Consider the following 15969-nt stretch of genomic DNA (forward strand, 5'->3'; position numbering starts at 1 on the left):
ACATCGGGTGGGGCCCCGCCCCCCAAAACCCGGCCACCCCTCCCCCCCCCCCGGGCCGCGGGGGGTTCACCCGTTTTTTTTTACAGAGCGGTAAGAACCGGAACGAACACTCACGAGCGGCGCCGCACCGCATCGGCGTCCAGGCGCTCCGCGATGAGGTCCAGCAGCGAGTCGACCTCCGCCCGGTCGTAGCCGGTGCCGGCCTCGGGCTGCGCGCGGAACGCGACGGATTGCACGTCCTTCGAGGTCAGCGTGTCGGCGCCGCGGAGGGTCGCGGCGACGCGGTCCAGGAAGTCATCGACTTCGGCCTCGTCGTAGCCGCGCTCGTTGCCGGCGGAGCCGTGCAGCACCACGCTGCCGATCGCCTCCGGGGTGAGCTGGGGCGTTCCGGCCACCAACGCGCGCGGGAAGGCGCGGGCGATCGGCATGCGCTGCGCCGGGACGGGCCGCCGCCGCGGGGTCATGTTCTTGATCATCGTGGAGACCATGACGAGGAAGGCGAAGACGCTGGCCTCCTGGTAGCCCGGCCGGCCGGGCGCGGGCGGGTTGAACCGGGCACCCAGCACGTCCTGTGCGGTCAGCGTGTCCGCACCGCGGAGGGTGGCCTCGACGCGGTCCATGAACGCATCCACCTCGGCCTTGTCCAGCGCGTTCTGCTGCGCCGCCGGGCTGTTGAGGACCTCGACGCTCCCCTGCTGCACGAGATCGCCGACGTTTCGCGCCGGCTCCACGACCGGGGCCGCCCGCCGCCGCATCACGGTCTTCTCCTCGCTCGGCGCGCCGCTGTCCTGCCTCTCGCGGCGCTCGGACTCCCGCACCTCGCGCTTCATCAGCGTCAGCGCGATCTGATCCAGGAACTCGGCGACCTGCGATTTCTTGTACGCCCGCCCCGGCTTGCCCGGGCCGAACCGCGCCGTGAGCACGTCACGCGCGGTGACCAGCCGCTTCCCGCGCAGCGTCGCCTCGACGCGTTCGAGGAGTTCATCGACCTCGCGCTCGTCGTAGCCGCGGTTGCGCCGCCAGCTCCTGGCGAAAGCAACGTTGCGCACGTCGTCGGGGGTGAGCATCCTCGGGCCTCCAGGGCATGTGCCGCCAACTTTCGGACGCATGCCCGGCGTGTCAAAACCCGCCCGAGCCCCCGACCCGCCCGTTCTGCGCGAACAGCTTGCCCAAGGTGGCGCGCGAGATCAACCCTTCGGGCCGCCCCCAAAATGGGGCGTTCGTCGCACGCTGCGCCATGCACCCGGCCGACTACGGACAGTGGCCTCGGCGGGTGCGCCCGAACGGTCCAACCCCTGCCACCCAACTCCTTCGTCCACTTAGGACCAGTCGCGTGCTGGCCCGCTCCGCGCGGGCGGGCCAAGATGGGAGGCACCGGCAGACGCGCAGACATCGGAGGACGCCATGACCGACAACTCGGGCGAGCAGCCGAAGATCCAGCGATCGCCCAAGCGGGTTCGCACCTACCTCGGCGGCCGGCTCGTCGCGGACACCAGGCGCCCGATGCTCGTGTGGGAGCACCCGTACTACCCGACCTACTACCTGCCGGCCGAAGACGTCCGGGCGGAGCTGCGCCCGACCGGCGGCACGCGCCACGTCGACATCCTGGGCGATGGCGACGTCCACGACGTGGTGGTCGACGGAGCCGCCGCCGAGGGCGCCGCCGTCCGGTTCCCGGACTCCTCCACCGCACCGGACCTCGTGCGGATCGACTGGGACGCGATGGACGAGTGGTTCGAGGAGGACGAGCCCGTCTACGTCCATCCCCGCGACCCGTACAAGCGGGTCGACGTCCTGGCCGGCTCGCGGCACGTGGTCGTGCGGGTCGGCGGCGTCGTGGTGGCCGACTCGCGCCGCCCGCACATCCTGTTCGAGACCGGCCTGCCGCCGCGCTACTACCTCCCGCTGGCCGACGTCCGGATGGACCTGCTGCGGCCGTCGGACCGGCGAACCCAGTGCCCCTACAAGGGGACCGCGACGTACTGGAACGTGGAGGTCGGCGGCACCGAACACCCCGACATCGTCTGGACCTACCGCACGCCGCTACCGGAGAGCCAGAAGATCGCCGGTCTCGCCTGCTTCTACGACGAGCGGGTGGAGGTCACCATCGACGACGAACTCCAGGAACGACCGCACACGCCGTTCTCCTGACGCACAGCCGTCCACCGTGGACGGTCGCGCGAAAATCGCTTCCGCCCCGGCCGGGCGGAATGCGAAGATCCGCCCCATGCCCGCATCCCGCCGTGAACTGCTGCGCTGGCAGTTCGACCTGACCTGGTCGCTGTTCGAGCTCCACCTGGAACAGCTGAGCCCCGAGGACTTCCTCTGGGAACCCGCGAATTGCTGCTGGACGATGCACCGGGGCGAGGACGGGGCGTGGGTCCCGGACTGGGCCGACACCGAGCCCGATCCCATCCCGGTGCCCACCATCGGCTGGATCACCTGGCACATCGGCTGGTGGTGGAGCGTGACCATCGACCACGCGCAGGGCCGGACGCCGCGCGACCGGACCGAGGTCGAATGGCCCGGCGCCGGGCAGCCGACCGTCGACTGGCTGCGCGGGCTCCGCGCGGACTGGCTTGCGGCGCTGGACGAGCTCGCCGACGCCGACCTCGACGCCATCGCGTCGTTACCGTGGCAGAACGACCCCGAGATGACCGTGGCGCACACGATCACCTGGGTCAACGCGGAACTGATGAAGAACGTCGCCGAGATCGGCCAGCTCCGCCTGGTGCGCGCCGTGTCGTGAGCAACGGGCCTCAGCGGAGCTGAGGCAGGACCTCGGCCGCCAGGCGTTCGGTCTGCTCGGCGTGGTCGAACATCGGGTTGAGCAGGATGCGCTGCGCACCGGCGGCCGCGACCTCGCGCAGTTCCCGCACGCAGTCCTCCGGGGTTCCGGCGACCGCGGCGGCCTCGATGGTCTCGGAGCGACGGCCGTAGAGGCGCTCCAGCTCGGCGTTCATCCGCGCCCGCCCCTGCTCCGGCGAGTCGTCGACCGCGATGTAGACGCGCTTGGCGATCGGGAAATCGGCCGCGTCCCGCCCCTGCTCGGCGAGCGCGGCCGCCACCGTCCGGACCTGTTCGGCGAACCGAACGGTGGGCGACGATCCGGCGCCGAAGAAACCGTTGCCGTGGCGGACCGCGCGGCGCAGCGCCGCCGGACTGCTGCCGCCGAACCAGACCGGCGGATGCGGTTTCTGGAACGGCTTGGGCTCCATCGCGGCGTCTTCGAGCTGCCAGAACCGGCCGTCGAAGGTCACCCGCGGCCACGTCCACAGCTGCTTCATCAGCTCCAGGCCCTCGGTGAACCGGCCGACGAAACGCTCCGGGTCGACGCCGAACGCGGCGAACATCCGGCCCCGGCCGCCCGTGCCGACGCCGATCTCCAGCCGCCCTCGGGACATCTGGTCGAGCGTGCTCAGGCTCTTGGCGAGATGCACCGGGTTGTGCAGGGTGGTCACCAGCACGGCGCAACCCAGCCGCAGCCGGTCGGTGCAGGCCGCCGCGAAGGTCATCGTCTCGATCGGGCTCAGCTGCGGCATGGTGCCCAGCACCTGCTCCTGCGTCCACGCGCTTTCGAAGCCGAGCTCCTCGACCCGCTTCAGGTAGCCGGCGAAGCCGGCGGCGTCGAACTCGCCGTCTGCGAAGAACTGCGGGATCGAGATCGCGAACCTCATGCGCCGATCGTATCGCCCGTTCAGCGGGGCGCGATGCCGTTCAGGAGCTCGTCCAGGAGGACGTCGAGAGCGGCGTCCGTGTTCGCTTCCGGGACCATGCCGCTGGCCGCCAGGCTGGCGAAGCCGTGCAGCCCGGCGAACACGGAGAGGCCGATGCCGTCGGTGCCGCCGGCGTGCACGTCGCCGCTGCGCTGGCCGTCCACGATGACCGCGAGCATCGAGGTTCCCAGCTTGTGCCCCGCCGCGACCAGCTCTTCGGAGGCGTCCGGCGCGTGCTTGCGCACGAACATCAGCTCGAGCAGTTCCGCGTCGTGCACGGCGAAGTGGACGTACGACCGGGCCAGCTCGGTCAGCCTGCGGCGGAACGGGCCCTCGGTGGCCGCGGCCGCGTCGAGCTCTGCGGTCAGGCGCTCGAACCCGCGCAGGGCGAGCGCGTTCAGCAGCGCCCGCTTGTCCTTGAAATGCCGTCGCGGCGCGGCGTGGCTGACACCGATGTCCCGCGCGAGTTCCCGCAGGGACAGGGCGTCGACCCCGCGCGTGCGCAGCGAGGCGGCGGCGGAGTCCAGCAACGCGGCGCGAAGGTCCCCGTGGTGATAACGCCCTCCAGCCATGACCAGCACCCTACCGTGAATGTTGACATCGGCAGCATTGTTGCCATTGTCAACTTTGTTGTCGGTGACTACATTGGCGGCATGCCTGCTTGGAGCATCGATCGGATCCACGACCTGACCGGCCGCACCGCGATCATCACCGGCGCGAACAGCGGCCTGGGCATCCACACGGCCCGCGCGTTGGCCAAGGCCGGAGCGCATGTGGTGCTCGCCGTCCGGGACGTCACCAAAGGCGCGGAGGCGGCGGCCGCGCTCCCCGGCAGCCACGAGGTCCGCCGCCTCGACCTCGCCGACCTCGCCTCGGTGCGGGAGTTCGCCGACGCCTGGGACGGCGACGTCGACCTGCTGATCAACAACGCTGGGGTGATGATCCCGCCGGAGGGCCGCACCAAGGACGGTTTCGAGACGCAGTTCGGCACCAACCACCTCGGCCACTTCGCGCTCACGAACCTACTGCTCCCGCGCGTCACCGACCGCGTGGTGACCGTGGCCTCCACGGCGCACCGGTACGTCCGGGGCATCAACTTCGACAACCCGAACTTCACCGGCGCCTACAACGCACGGCGCGCTTACGGCCAGTCCAAGCTGGCCAACCTGCTGTTCGTGCTGGAGCTGCAGCGGCGGCTCAGCGAGGCCGGTTCGCCGGTGCGGGCGTTGGCCGCGCATCCCGGCTACGCGGCCACGAACCTGCAGAGCCACTCCCCGAGCCCGGTGTTGCGCCTGCTCATGGGCGTCGGCAACCGGATCGTCGCGCAGGACGCGAAGGCCGGCGCCCTGCCGACGCTCTACGCCGCGACCCAGGACCTCCCCGGCGCGAGCTACCTCGGCCCGGACGGCCTGTTCGAGGTGCGCGGCGGCCCGACGCTGGTGAGCCGGTCGGCCGCGGCCAGCGACTCGGCGTCGGCGAAGAAGCTGTGGACGCTGTCCGAGGAACTGACCGGAACCGGCTTTCCCCTCACCAAGGCGAGCTGAACGAAATAGGCCACTGTGGACACATGCGTCCACAGTGGCCTATCCGGTTATCCGTCAGCTGAAGGTCGCGGACTCGTCGGCCAGCCGGACCAGCAGCGGCGCCGGCTCCCAGCCGTCGTCGTGGAACTTCCGCAGTGCGGCCAGCACGTTCGCCGTGCCCACGGTGTTCGCGTAGTGCATCGGGCCGCCGCGGTGCCGGGGGAATCCGTAGCCCGCCAGGTACACCACGTCGATGTCCGAGGCGCGCAGCGCGATGCCCTCGTCGAGGATCCGCGCGCCCTCGTCCACCAGCGCGAAGACCAGGCGCTGCACGATCTCCTCCGCCTCGAAGGTGCGGCGCTGGGTGCCGTGCTTCTCGTGGAACGACGCCAGCAGCTCGTCGACGACCGGGCTCGGGATCGCCTCCCGGCTGCCGGACTTGTAGTCGTACCAACCCGCCCCGGTCTTCTGGCCGAAGCGCCCCAGCTCGCACAACGCGTCGGAGATCTCGTCGCGCGGCGCGTCGGGGTGCTCCGCGTAGCGGCGCTTGCGGATCGCCCAGCTGATGTCGTTGCCCGCCAGGTCGCCCATCCGGAACGGGCCCATCGCGAAGCCGAAGCCCTCGATCGCGGCGTCGACCTCGGCCGGCGACGCCCCGGCGTGTAGCAGCGCCATCGCCGCGTCCCGGTACTTGGCCAGCATCCGGTTGCCGATGAAGCCGTCGCACACCCCGGACACCACGGCGGTCTTGCCGACCCGCTGCCCCACCGCCATCGCCGTGACCAGCACGTCGTCGGCGGTCTTGGCGCCGCGCACGACCTCCAGCAGCTTCATGACGTTGGCGGGGCTGAAGAAGTGCATGCCGACGACGTCCCGGGGCCTCGCGGTCACCGCGGCGATCGCGTCGACGTCGAGGGTCGAGGTGTTCGACGCCAGGATCGCGCCGGACTTGGCCGCCGCGTCGAGCTTGGTGAACACCTCGCGCTTGACGTCCATGTCCTCGAAGACCGCCTCGATGATGAGGTCGCTGTCGGACACGTCGGCGTAGTCGAGGCTCGGCGTCAGCAGCGCCATCCGCCGTTCGAGCACCTCCGCCGCCAGCTTCCCCTTGTCCACCTGGGCCTGGTAGTTCCGGCGGATGATGCCCAGTCCCCGGTCCAGCGCCTCCTGGCCGGTTTCCACGATGACGACCGGGATGCCCGCGTTGAGGAAGTTCATCGCGATCCCGCCGCCCATGGTGCCCGCGCCGATGACGGCCACCTTCTCGACGGAGCGCGGCTGCGTCTCGCGTGGGACGTCGGAGATCTTGCGGGCGGCGCGCTCGGCGAAGAACGCATGCCGCAGCGCGGCGGACTGCGGGCCGCCCATCAGCTCCAGGAACGTCCGGCGTTCTTCGGCCAGCGCCTCGTCGAACGGCGCGGTCCCGGACAGCTCCACCAGTTTGAGCGCGGCCAGCGGCGCCTCGAACCCACGGCTGCGACGGCGCAGCGGCTCGCGCATCGCGCTCACCTCGTCAACTCCGCCGACGCCGAGGTCACGGACGCGCGGCAGCGGCCGCGCCGCGGCGATCTCGCGGGCGAACGCCGTCGCGGCCGCCACCACGTCGCCGTCCACGACCCGGTCCAGCAACCGCTGCCCTTCGACTCCCGCGAGCGCCTTGGCGGTGCGCGGCTTGCCGCCGGTGATCATCTCCGCCGCCACTGCCGGGCCCACGGTGCGCGGCAACCGCTGGGTGCCGCCAGCACCGGGGACGAGCCCGAGCGTCACCTCCGGAAGCCCGAGCTTGCTGGCGGCGGTGGCGACCCGGTAGTGCGCGCCCAGCGCGAGCTCCAGCCCGCCGCCGAAGCACGTGCCGTCGATCGCCGCCACGACCGGCTTGTCGGCGGCTTCCAGTGCGGCGATGACGTCGACGAGCGTCGGCTCCGCCGCGGACTTGGGCGTCCCGAACTCGGTGATGTCGGCGCCCGCCGAGAAGAAGCCCGGACGGCCGGTCAGCACGACGGCTTCGACGTCGGCGGAATCCAGGGCCCGGCGCAGATCCCGCACGATCCCCTCGCGCACGGCGTGCCCGAGCCCGTTGACCGGTGGGTTCTCGATTCGGATGATCGCGACGGGGCCGTCGAGGGCGTACTCGGTGGACATGCAGCAGACCCGCTTTCTGGTTGTGCGTAGTTCTTTTCGGCTCAACGGCCCTGGAAGACGGCCGCGCGCCGTTCCACGAAGGACTGGATGCCCTCCCGGAAGTCCTCGGTTGCGAACACCTTCTCACGAATTCGCGGGATTTCGGCGATCGCTGCCTGCTCCGCGGCATCGACGAAAGTCAGCGCCGCCTCCTTGGTCGCCCGGATGCCCAGCGGCGCGTTCTCGCAGATCAGCTTCGCCAGCTCGATCGCGCGGTCGATGTGCTCGCCGAACGGCACGACCTCCTGCACGAACCCGATCTGCAGGGCGCGCTGCGCGTCGAACTCCTCGCACAGGAACAGGTGGTACATCGCATTGCCCCAGCCGGTCCTGGTCAGGTACCGGAAGTGCGCGCCGCCCAGCGGCGCGATGCCGCGCTTGGCCTCGATCTGCCCGAACCGGGCGGTGTCGGCGGCGACCACGATGTCCGCGGCCAGCATCAGCTCGATCCCGACGGTGTAGGTGATGCCCTGCACCGCCGCGACGACCGGTTTCCGGCACCGGCGGCCGAGCCCGAACGGGTCGACATGGTCCTCCCGGCGCGGCTTCGCCGTGGCCTTCGGCCCGAAGAACTTCGGCATGTCCAGCCCGGCCGTGGTGTGCTCGCCCGCCGAGCAGAACACCGCCACCCAGAGTTCGTCATCGTCGTCGAACGCCGTGAGGTGCGCGCTCAGCTGCTCCATCATCTCCGGCGTGTAGGAGTTCTTCTTGGCCTCGTTGGCCACGGTGATGATCGCGACCCGACCATCGATCCGCATCGTGACCTCGCCGGGCTTGGTTTCCGCGCTCATCCGGCCCTCCGCTCGGAGTCAGTCCTATAGAACAACTGATGGGCAACGTAGCAACGTCCGTCTAGTAGAACAACCCACTACGATCGGTGACATGAAGCGGACCTCGCTGGCGAACTGGCCCTGCTCCATCGCCCGGACCATGGACCTCATCGGCGACTGGTGGACCCCGCTCGTGCTGCGCGAGGCGTTCGCGGGGATCCGGCGGTTCGACGACTTCCAGGAATCCCTCGGCCTGGCCCGCAACACACTCAACGCCCGGCTGCAGCGGCTGGTCGAAGAGGGCCTGCTGGACCGCGTGCGCTACCAGCAGCGGCCCGACCGGTACGAATACGTCCTCACCGACAAGGGCGAGGACTTCTACCCGGTGCTCGCGGCCATCATGGCCTGGGGCGACCGCTGGCTGGCCGACGAGTCCGGGCCGCCGGTGATCACCCGCCACACCTGCGGGCAGGCGACCCACGGCGTCGTCGTCTGCGAGCACTGCGCGCAACCGCTGACGGCCGGTTCGGTCACCAAGGAGCTCGGCCCCGGGTTCCCCGCCCGGCTCGCCGACCGCGAAGACGTCCGGGCGCGCTTCGGCAAGCGGCCGGAGTGACCGTCCCGCAACTTCCCCGCCAAACCGATTCAGCGCGGTTCAGCGGCGTCCGGATGTGATGTATACGTAGACCTCGGGCAGCTGTCCGGACCGGTTTCGGGCCTTACGCTGTCCACGTCACACATCGCTGGCGCCAGCGGCGCACCCGGCAAGGCACTGCACGACAGCGTGTGAACGTCGATCAAGACAGGAGTTGCAACTTGAGCGAGCCGACGTACTACGCCCCTGAGGGCGGCCTGCCGTCGCAGAGCACGCTGCTGACCGACCGGGCCGTGGTGAAGGAGGCGTACACCGTCATCCCTCGTGGCGTGCTGCAGGACATCGTCACCAGCAACCTGCCCGGGTGGATCAACACCCGCGCGTGGATCCTCGCCAAGCCGATCGCCGGGTTCGCCACCACGTTCGCGCAGTACATCGTCGAGGTCTCGCCCGACGGCGGCAGCACCGAGCCCGAGCCGGAGAGCGGCGTCGAGTCGGTGCTGTTCCTGCTCACCGGCACGCTGAACGTCGTCATCGAGGGCGAGAAGCACGTCCTCACCGAGGGCGGGTACGCCTACCTCCCGGCGGGTGGCAGCTGGTCGGTGGCCAACGAGTCCGACGCCGTGGCGACCTTCCAGTGGGTGCGCAAGGCCTACGAACCGGTGGCGGGCTACCCGACGCCCAAGGCGTTCGCCGTGCAGGAGCAGGACATCGAGCCGACGCCGATGCCCGACACCAACGGCGCCTGGGCCACCACCCGGTTCGTCGACCCGAACGACATGGCGCACGACATGCACGTCAACATCGTGACGTTCGAGCCCGGCGCCGTGATCCCGTTCGCCGAGACGCACGTGATGGAGCACGGCCTCTACGTCCTCGAGGGCAAGGCGGTGTACCGCCTCAACGACGACTGGGTCGAGGTCGAGGGCGGCGACTTCATGTGGCTGCGCGCCTTCTGCCCGCAGGCCTGCTACGCGGGCGGCCCGGGCAAGTTCCGCTACCTGCTCTACAAGGACGTCAACCGGCAGATCAAGCTGACCTGACGTCGGTCGCAGGCATGGCGTAGCGGTGGCCCGGCGGATTCCGCCGGGCCACGCTCGTTCGCACTGGTCTCCGCCCGGGCGCAGGAGTAGAACGAGGGTGTCGGGCCCGGCGCGCAGGCGCGGGGCATGCAGCACGGGAGGCGCCCGTGACGTCGAACCAGCCGCCTTCGGGATACCTGCCCATCGCCGACCACGGGTTGATCGGCGACCTGCGCAGCGTGGCGCTGGTGGGCACCAACGGCACGATCGACTGGTACTGCTGCGGCCGCTTCGACGGGCCGAGCGTCTTCGCCGCCGTCCTCGACGCCGAGCGGGGCGGCTCGTTCGAACTCGCCGCCGACGTGCCCGCGCGGACCAAGCAGTTCTACTTCCCGGACACCAACGTGCTGATCACCCGGTTCTTCGCCGAGGACGGCGTCGGCGAGATCCAGGACTTCATGCCGATCGTGGACGACTCGCGCGAGGCCGGCCGGCACCGGCTGATCCGCCGGGTGGTGTGCGTACGGGGCTCGCTGCCGTTCCGCGCGCGGGTGGCGCCGCGGTTCGACTACGCGACGCGGCCGCACACCCTGCGCATCGAAGGCTGCCAGGCGATCTTCGAGTCGGAATCGCTGTCCCTGGCGTTGACCGCCAGCGTGCCGGTCGAGCCCGACGGATCGGACGCGTGGTCGGTGTTCAAGCTGCACGAGGGCGAGGTCGCGGTGTTCGCCCTCGACCGCCTCGGCGGCGACGTGGCGCCGCGGGCGTGCCCGCTGGCCGAAGCCGAGCACGAATTCGCCGCCACGGTGCGGTTCTGGCGGAACTGGCTGTCGGCGTCCCGCTACCGGGGCCGGTGGCGGGAGATGGTGCAACGCTCCGCGCTGACGCTGAAGCTGCTCACCTACGCGCCGACCGGCGCGATCGTGGCCGCGCCGACGACGAGCCTGCCCGAGAGCATCGGCGGCGCGCGGAACTGGGACTACCGCTACGTGTGGATCAGGGACGCCGCGTTCTGCGTGTACGCCCTGCTGCGGCTGGGGTTCACCGCGGAGGCCGAGGCGTTCATGGGGTTCCTGTCCGAGCACGTCGACCTCCGCCGCTGCGATTCGTCCGGCCCGTTGCAGATCATGTACGGCATCGACGGGCGCAGCGAACTGCCCGAACGCGAACTCCACCACCTCAGCGGCTACCAGGGCTCCGCCCCGGTGCGCGTCGGCAACGCCGCCGTCGGCCAGTTCCAGCTGGACATCTACGGGGCGCTGATCGACTCGATCTACCTCTACGACAAGTGGGGCGAGCCGATCTCCAGCGACCGCTGGGACGAGGTGGTCGACGTGGTGGACTGGCTCTGCGACAACTGGGATCGCCCCGACGAGGGCGTCTGGGAAACCCGCGGCGGCCGCAAGAACTACCTGTACTCGCGGCTGATGTGCTGGGTGGCGATCGAACGCGCCATGCGGCTGGCCAACCACCGGGGCCTGCCCGCCGACATCCCGCGATGGCGGCGGTCCCGCGACACGATCTACCGGCAGATCATGAAGCGCGGCTGGTCGGACAAGCGGCGCGCGTTCGTCCAGCACGAGGAAGACGACGTGCTCGACGCGGCGGTGCTGATGATGCCGCTGGCCAAGTTCGTCTCCCCGACGGACCCGAAATGGCTGTCCACGCTCGACGCACTGGGCGAGCACCTGGTGTCGGACTCGCTGGTCTACCGCTACGACCCGCTGGCCAGCCCGGACGGCCTGCCGGGCACCGAGGGCACGTTCTCGATCTGCTCGTTCTGGTACGTCGAAGCGCTGACCCGGGCGGGCCGCCTCGAAGAGGCCCGGCTGGCGTTCGAGAAGATGCTCACCTACGCCAACCACCTGGGCCTCTACGCCGAGGAGATCGGCCACACCGGCGAGCAGCTGGGCAACTTCCCGCAGGCCTTCACCCACCTCGCGCTGATCAGCGCGGCGTTCAACCTCGACCGGGCGCTCGGCTGATCAGGCCGGAGCGCCTTCCAGCCGGTGCCGGTCCCAGGCGGCGTTGTCGGCGGCGGCCTCGTAGGTGGTCTGCAGGAACTCCAGCAGCGTCGCGTCCGGGTCGGCCGCGGTGCGCACGGCTTCGTAGGGCAGCAGGAACTCGCCGACCTCGGGGCTGTAGGAGGCGTCGGCCGGGCGGACCGGGTGCTGGACGTACCCGGCGGGCTCGGGGTACGCGTACGAGTAGAAGGTGCCCTCGCCGGACCCGCCCGGCCAGAAGCCGCAGCTGCTGAGCTCGTGGGAGTAGCCCTCGACCATCACCCAGTCCGCGCAGTTGGGGGCGCCGCCCGGATGTTCCGGCGCGGTCCGGCCGGAGAACCGGGTGACCGCCAGGTCCATCGCGCCCCAGAAGAAGTGCACCGGGCTGACCTTCCCCACGAACCGCGACCGGAACTCGGTCAGCACCCGGTGGGCGGCGAGCAGCTGCTGCCAGAACAGGTGCGCGTGCTCCGGGTCGTAGGAGGAGTGTTCGGTGTCCTCCTCGAACGGAATGGCGTGCTCGATCTCCCGCGGCATGGTCCAGATGGAAACCGGCAGTTCGAGCTCGCGGAGCGCTGCCATGGTCTCCCGGTAGAACTCGGCGACCGGCTTCGGCGCCAAGCGGATCCGCCGCGCGTCCCCGCTGCTGGACCGGATGTGCAGCACGTGTTCGCAGAAGTCGAACTCGATGTCGAGCGAACGCCGGCCGTGCGGCATCAGCGAGGTGGTGAGCCCGCGAGCGGAGAGGTAGAGCGGAACCTGCCACCAGTGGTTGACCATGGGCGCCAAGGCCAACCGGACCTTCCCGACGACCTGCATCCACATGTGCAACGTGTCGCGCGTATCGACCCACTCGGACACGCGCAGCGAAGGCCAATCGCCCGCAGAATCCCCAAAACCCGCCATAGCCGCCCCCAGCAAGCCGTCCCGACGGCCCCAGTGTGCATTTCCCACAGCCCCGCCGCGCTGCGGACCATTCGACGACCAGAAAGCAAGCGTTCCCCGCGAAATCGCGCCCAACCAACGTGACGACGCCACTGCCCGGCAGGGCGCGATCGCACGGCTAGCGCTGCGCGGCGAGCCACCCGAACCGGCGGAGCGCACGGGCGAACCGCTCCGTTTCGGCAGCCAGGCACCCGAGGCTTCCGGTATCGACAGCACCGAGGGCGATCTGCTCCGCTTCGCCGGCGAGGTCACCCTGGAGCAGGCGCATCGCCAACACCATCTGCCCCGGAGTATCGATTCGCACCGGGATTCCGCCGGTCACCGAGGCGTCGGATTCGCCTTGCCCATCAGCACTTCCGAATGCAGCGGACACGATGCAGTCCGTGCACTGCCTGACAGCTCGGGCCAGGCCGGGATTCGGCCCGTCCGGTTGCGAGCACTCCTCGACTTCGTCGAACTCGAAGGCCTGCGAGCACCACGAGATGATGAGCGATTCCCTTGTGCGACAGACGATGTGGGAGAACCGACACCATTCCGGGACGACGCCCCGGCGGTACTGGACGTACCGGGCCTCGCCGCCGTCCGATATCCAGGCCCACGGCATCGTGCGCGACTCCTGCATTGCCCCTCCTCAGGTGAAGCGGATCTGAATCCGACCGAAAATGAAAGAACCTCACTAGATCTCAATAACATCGTGAGTACACTCAAGTTATCGTGAGAGCACTCAGCGTGACATCGATCGATCGGGTGCACGTCGCCGCTTGTGATACTGAGATCGACGATCTGCCGACCACCCCCGACCACAGGAGAACTGCACCGATGGGACAACCACCTGCTTCGAGCACCGTTCGGGCTCTTGAGCTGGGAATGCGGCTGCGCGAACGTCGCGAACAGCTCGGGCTCACGGCCGCGGCGGTGGGCAAGCAGACCGGCATCGGCGGCAACAACATGTCGTCGATCGAGATCGCCAAGCGCAAGCTCACCGCGACCAAGCTCGACGAACTCGCCCGCGTCTACGAGCTCTCCGACGACGAGCGCGCGGAACTCGAAGAGCTGCGCGCCCAAGCCGAACAGCGCGGCTGGTGGGACGACTACGCGCGCATGTACTCGGAAGACTTCCTGCGCTTCTTGGGCCTTGAGGCTGGCGCGACTGCGACGCGCGAGTACGCACCAGAAACGATTCCCGGTCCATTGCAGACCGCCGACTACGCGCGTGCCATGGTTCGCGGCGGTTCGCCTTACATCAAGCCGGTTGACGTTGGTCCCCGCGTCGAATCCCGACTCGCCAGGCAAATGCGTCTCGAAGGTGCCGACCCGCTCGCATGCACGGTCATCATCGGCCAAACCGCCCTCCGGCAAGAAGTCGGCAGTCGCGAGGTCATGGCCAACCAGCTCGCACGTCTGGCGAAGCTCAGCGAAGAACGCCGCGACCACCTCAAGATCCACGTCATGCCTTATACGGCTGGAGCGCATCCGATCATCGGAGGCGGACTCGTCTTGCTGTCGTTCGATTCACGGTGGCTGCCCGACATGGTCTGGCAGGAGTCGGTGACCACCGGATCGCTGATCGACAAGCCGCACGTGGTTCGCGAGCTCAGCGCCAGCTTCGACGAAGCGGCCGAACGAGCCCTGGATCTCGATGCTTCGCTTGAGATGATCCATCAGGTCCGCAAGGAGATGGAGAAGTCATGAACACCGCTGCCTCGTCCCCGAAGTCGACTACCGAATGGTTCAAGAGTTCGTTCAGCAACCCATCGCAAGCCTGCGTCGAGATCCGTTTCGCAGATGGCCTGGTGCACGTGCGGGATTCGAAGGGCCGCGGCGAAGGTCCCGTCATCGACGTGCTCGGCCGCGAGTGGCCAACGGTGCTCGCCGAGGTCGCCGGGCTGGTTCCCAGCGGTACCAACCGCGCCATCCGCATCGTGCAGCACGCCGACGGCGGAGCCGATTTCCAGCCGCTGCCCGCGCGCTCGTTAACCCTGAGCTACACCCCCGCGGAGTGGGACGCCTTCGTGGCCGGGGTCCGTGCCGGGGAGTTCGAACTTCCGCGCTCCGTCCGGCCAGCGGCCTGACCTGCTCGGGGCCGTGAGGCTTCTGGGTTGCCGTGGCGGTCCAGAAGGCTCACGGCCCCGTTACCGGGCAGCAGATGCCACAGGGCGCGATCGAGCAGCCGAATGTCTTCGGTGATCCCCGTTCGCACCGATCAACCTTCTGGCCTGCCGAACGTCTCAGTATCGGGAACACCGCTTTCACCGGTCACCGAGGAGATAACGTGCTGGGTCGACGAGGGTTCGCGGCGATGGCCGTCGCCGTTGGTTGCTTCATCGCAGGCTGTGGGCCCGACGGGCCCGCGCCACTGGACCGGGTGAAAGCCGACCTCCAGGCGACCCAGTCCGCCGGTTCCACCACCTTGCAATTCGCAAGCACATCGGCAGGTGCCGACCTCCATTGCGAGGGGACGGACGACGACGGCAAGACCTTCTACGGGACTACCAGGGCCAGAGCCACGACTGAGGCCACGAACGTCCGCCCCGAGCAGGCGCGCCAGTACCTCGACGCCGTCGAGGCCCTCTGGCGCGATCGCTCCAACTGGCTCGACCACGACAGGAGCACTCCCGAGATCGCGGAGATGGTCTACGTCTCGGTGGACCGCAGCAACGAGTACCTGATCAAGGTCAGGTACGACCCGAACGCCGAGCAGGTCAGCGCGAGCGCCGAGTACACCTGTCAGTAGCCGGGTGCCTCGACCAGATGGCCGGTCGACGGATCGCGCCAGGTTGTCGTGACATCATGTGGTGTTGTGGAGTCCACCCGTATCGACCGCTGGCTCTGGGCCGTCCGGCTGACCAAGACCCGCCCGGACGCCGCCGCCGCTTGCCGCGGCGGGCACGTTCGCGTCAACGACCGCCCCGCCAAGCCCGCCACCACCGTTTGCCCCGGCGACGAGGTTCGAGCTCGCGTCGGCGACCGGACCCGGATCGTCGAGGTGGTTCGGGTGATCCAGCGGCGCGTCGGCGCGGCCGATGCCTCCACCTGCTACATCGACCGGACACCGGCTCCGCCGCCGGAGGTCTCGGTGCCGGTGGCCCGCCGCGAGCGCGGTGCCGGGCGGCCGACCAAGCGAGACCGCCGGATGATCGACAAGTTCCGCGAGCGGGGCGCCTGAGCAGGCTCTGGCCCGTGCGTGTTTTGTGCTGCCATAGCAGCACAAAAC

General features: G+C 69.5%; 17 protein-coding genes. 10 read left to right on the forward strand and 7 right to left on the reverse strand.

What is annotated here, in order from left to right:
- Nucleotides 1-110: 110 nt before the first annotated feature.
- Nucleotides 111-1067, reverse strand: a complete 957-nt coding sequence (locus AB0I53_RS41185) for a DivIVA domain-containing protein (RefSeq protein WP_358614523.1) — start codon at nt 1065-1067, stop codon at nt 111-113.
- A 337-nt stretch (nt 1068-1404) separates the two neighbouring features.
- Between AB0I53_RS41185 and AB0I53_RS41190 the strand changes: the two genes are divergently transcribed.
- A complete protein-coding gene (locus AB0I53_RS41190) occupies nt 1405-2151 on the forward strand; it encodes a DUF427 domain-containing protein (protein WP_358614525.1) in 747 nt (248 codons plus the stop codon).
- A gap of 76 nt (nt 2152-2227) precedes the next feature.
- Entirely contained in the window at nt 2228-2749 is a 522-nt protein-coding gene (locus AB0I53_RS41195) for a DinB family protein (protein WP_358614527.1), read from the forward strand.
- A 10-nt stretch (nt 2750-2759) separates the two neighbouring features.
- On the opposite strand, the gene AB0I53_RS41200 is transcribed toward AB0I53_RS41195, so the two are convergent.
- Together AB0I53_RS41200 and AB0I53_RS41205 are read right to left on the reverse strand one after the other, a co-directional pair.
- On the reverse strand, nt 2760-3677 hold the full coding sequence (locus AB0I53_RS41200; protein ID WP_358614529.1) for an LLM class flavin-dependent oxidoreductase: 918 nt from the start codon (nt 3675-3677) through the stop codon (nt 2760-2762).
- A gap of 20 nt (nt 3678-3697) precedes the next feature.
- A complete protein-coding gene (locus AB0I53_RS41205) occupies nt 3698-4288 on the reverse strand; it encodes a TetR/AcrR family transcriptional regulator (protein ID WP_358614531.1) in 591 nt (196 codons plus the stop codon).
- Between the two features lie 81 nt (nt 4289-4369).
- Between AB0I53_RS41205 and AB0I53_RS41210 the strand changes: the two genes are divergently transcribed.
- Entirely contained in the window at nt 4370-5260 is an 891-nt protein-coding gene (locus AB0I53_RS41210; RefSeq protein WP_358614533.1) for an oxidoreductase, read from the forward strand.
- A gap of 54 nt (nt 5261-5314) precedes the next feature.
- Here AB0I53_RS41210 and AB0I53_RS41215 read toward each other — a convergent pair whose 3' ends face one another.
- Nucleotides 5315-7381 carry a 3-hydroxyacyl-CoA dehydrogenase NAD-binding domain-containing protein gene (locus AB0I53_RS41215; RefSeq protein WP_358614535.1) on the reverse strand — a complete coding sequence of 689 codons (2067 nt, stop codon included), beginning with the start codon at nt 7379-7381 and terminating at the stop codon, nt 5315-5317.
- Nucleotides 7382-7422: 41 nt separating this feature from the next.
- Nucleotides 7423-8211, reverse strand: a complete 789-nt coding sequence (locus AB0I53_RS41220; RefSeq protein ID WP_358614537.1) for a crotonase/enoyl-CoA hydratase family protein — start codon at nt 8209-8211, stop codon at nt 7423-7425.
- A 91-nt stretch (nt 8212-8302) separates the two neighbouring features.
- On the opposite strand from AB0I53_RS41220, the gene AB0I53_RS41225 reads away from it, so the two are divergent.
- The 3 genes from AB0I53_RS41225 to AB0I53_RS41235 all read left to right on the forward strand — a co-directional run bounded on the left by AB0I53_RS41225 (nt 8303) and on the right by AB0I53_RS41235 (nt 11792).
- A complete protein-coding gene (locus AB0I53_RS41225; protein ID WP_358614539.1) occupies nt 8303-8806 on the forward strand; it encodes a helix-turn-helix domain-containing protein in 504 nt (167 codons plus the stop codon).
- Nucleotides 8807-9006: 200 nt separating this feature from the next.
- Nucleotides 9007-9828 (forward strand): bifunctional allantoicase/(S)-ureidoglycine aminohydrolase, encoded by an 822-nt coding sequence (locus tag AB0I53_RS41230; RefSeq protein WP_358614541.1) that lies wholly within the window; start codon nt 9007-9009, stop codon nt 9826-9828.
- A 146-nt stretch (nt 9829-9974) separates the two neighbouring features.
- Nucleotides 9975-11792: a glycoside hydrolase family 15 protein gene (locus AB0I53_RS41235; protein WP_358614543.1), complete on the forward strand. Its 1818-nt coding sequence runs from the start codon at nt 9975-9977 to the stop codon at nt 11790-11792.
- On the opposite strand, the gene AB0I53_RS41240 is transcribed toward AB0I53_RS41235, so the two are convergent.
- Both AB0I53_RS41240 and AB0I53_RS41245 read right to left on the reverse strand, forming a co-directional pair.
- Entirely contained in the window at nt 11793-12716 is a 924-nt protein-coding gene (locus AB0I53_RS41240; RefSeq protein WP_358614545.1) for a DUF5996 family protein, read from the reverse strand. It lies immediately after the preceding gene.
- 157 nt (nt 12717-12873) lie between these two features.
- The gene (locus AB0I53_RS41245) at nt 12874-13377 is read right to left on the reverse strand and encodes a hypothetical protein (RefSeq protein ID WP_358614547.1); all 504 of its coding nucleotides are present in this window, start codon (nt 13375-13377) and stop codon (nt 12874-12876) included.
- Nucleotides 13378-13484: 107 nt separating this feature from the next.
- On the opposite strand from AB0I53_RS41245, the gene AB0I53_RS41250 reads away from it, so the two are divergent.
- From AB0I53_RS41250 to AB0I53_RS41265, 4 genes are all read left to right on the forward strand, one after another.
- Entirely contained in the window at nt 13485-14447 is a 963-nt protein-coding gene (locus AB0I53_RS41250) for a helix-turn-helix transcriptional regulator (RefSeq protein ID WP_358614549.1), read from the forward strand.
- The gene (locus AB0I53_RS41255) at nt 14444-14827 is read left to right on the forward strand and encodes a DUF397 domain-containing protein (RefSeq protein WP_358614551.1); all 384 of its coding nucleotides are present in this window, start codon (nt 14444-14446) and stop codon (nt 14825-14827) included. The genes AB0I53_RS41250 and AB0I53_RS41255 overlap by 4 nt, the downstream gene beginning before the upstream one ends.
- Nucleotides 14828-15027: 200 nt before the next feature.
- On the forward strand, nt 15028-15489 hold the full coding sequence (locus tag AB0I53_RS41260; RefSeq protein ID WP_358614553.1) for a hypothetical protein: 462 nt from the start codon (nt 15028-15030) through the stop codon (nt 15487-15489).
- Between the two features lie 66 nt (nt 15490-15555).
- Entirely contained in the window at nt 15556-15921 is a 366-nt protein-coding gene (locus AB0I53_RS41265; protein WP_358614555.1) for an RNA-binding S4 domain-containing protein, read from the forward strand.
- Nucleotides 15922-15969: the final 48 nt, after the last annotated feature.

The organism is Saccharopolyspora sp. NPDC050389 (assembly GCF_040655595.1).
Classification (GTDB): domain Bacteria; phylum Actinomycetota; class Actinomycetes; order Mycobacteriales; family Pseudonocardiaceae; genus Saccharopolyspora.

Bases quoted from the DNA above. Each gene is read 5' to 3' on its own strand.
- AB0I53_RS41195 (WP_358614527.1), top strand. From the start codon at position 2,228: ATGCCCGCATCCCGCCGTGAACTGCTGCGCTGGCAGTTCGACCTGACC.
- AB0I53_RS41210 (WP_358614533.1), top strand. From the start codon at position 4,370: ATGCCTGCTTGGAGCATCGATCGGATCCACGACCTGACCGGCCGCACC.
- AB0I53_RS41245 (WP_358614547.1), bottom strand. From the start codon at position 13,377: ATGCAGGAGTCGCGCACGATGCCGTGGGCCTGGATATCGGACGGCGGC.
- AB0I53_RS41225 (WP_358614539.1), top strand. From the start codon at position 8,303: ATGAAGCGGACCTCGCTGGCGAACTGGCCCTGCTCCATCGCCCGGACC.
- AB0I53_RS41205 (WP_358614531.1), bottom strand. From the start codon at position 4,288: ATGGCTGGAGGGCGTTATCACCACGGGGACCTTCGCGCCGCGTTGCTG.
- AB0I53_RS41185 (WP_358614523.1), bottom strand. From the start codon at position 1,067: ATGCTCACCCCCGACGACGTGCGCAACGTTGCTTTCGCCAGGAGCTGG.
- AB0I53_RS41215 (WP_358614535.1), bottom strand. From the start codon at position 7,381: ATGTCCACCGAGTACGCCCTCGACGGCCCCGTCGCGATCATCCGAATC.
- AB0I53_RS41240 (WP_358614545.1), bottom strand. From the start codon at position 12,716: ATGGCGGGTTTTGGGGATTCTGCGGGCGATTGGCCTTCGCTGCGCGTG.
- AB0I53_RS41220 (WP_358614537.1), bottom strand. From the start codon at position 8,211: ATGAGCGCGGAAACCAAGCCCGGCGAGGTCACGATGCGGATCGATGGT.
- AB0I53_RS41190 (WP_358614525.1), top strand. From the start codon at position 1,405: ATGACCGACAACTCGGGCGAGCAGCCGAAGATCCAGCGATCGCCCAAG.
- AB0I53_RS41255 (WP_358614551.1), top strand. From the start codon at position 14,444: ATGAACACCGCTGCCTCGTCCCCGAAGTCGACTACCGAATGGTTCAAG.
- AB0I53_RS41200 (WP_358614529.1), bottom strand. From the start codon at position 3,677: ATGAGGTTCGCGATCTCGATCCCGCAGTTCTTCGCAGACGGCGAGTTC.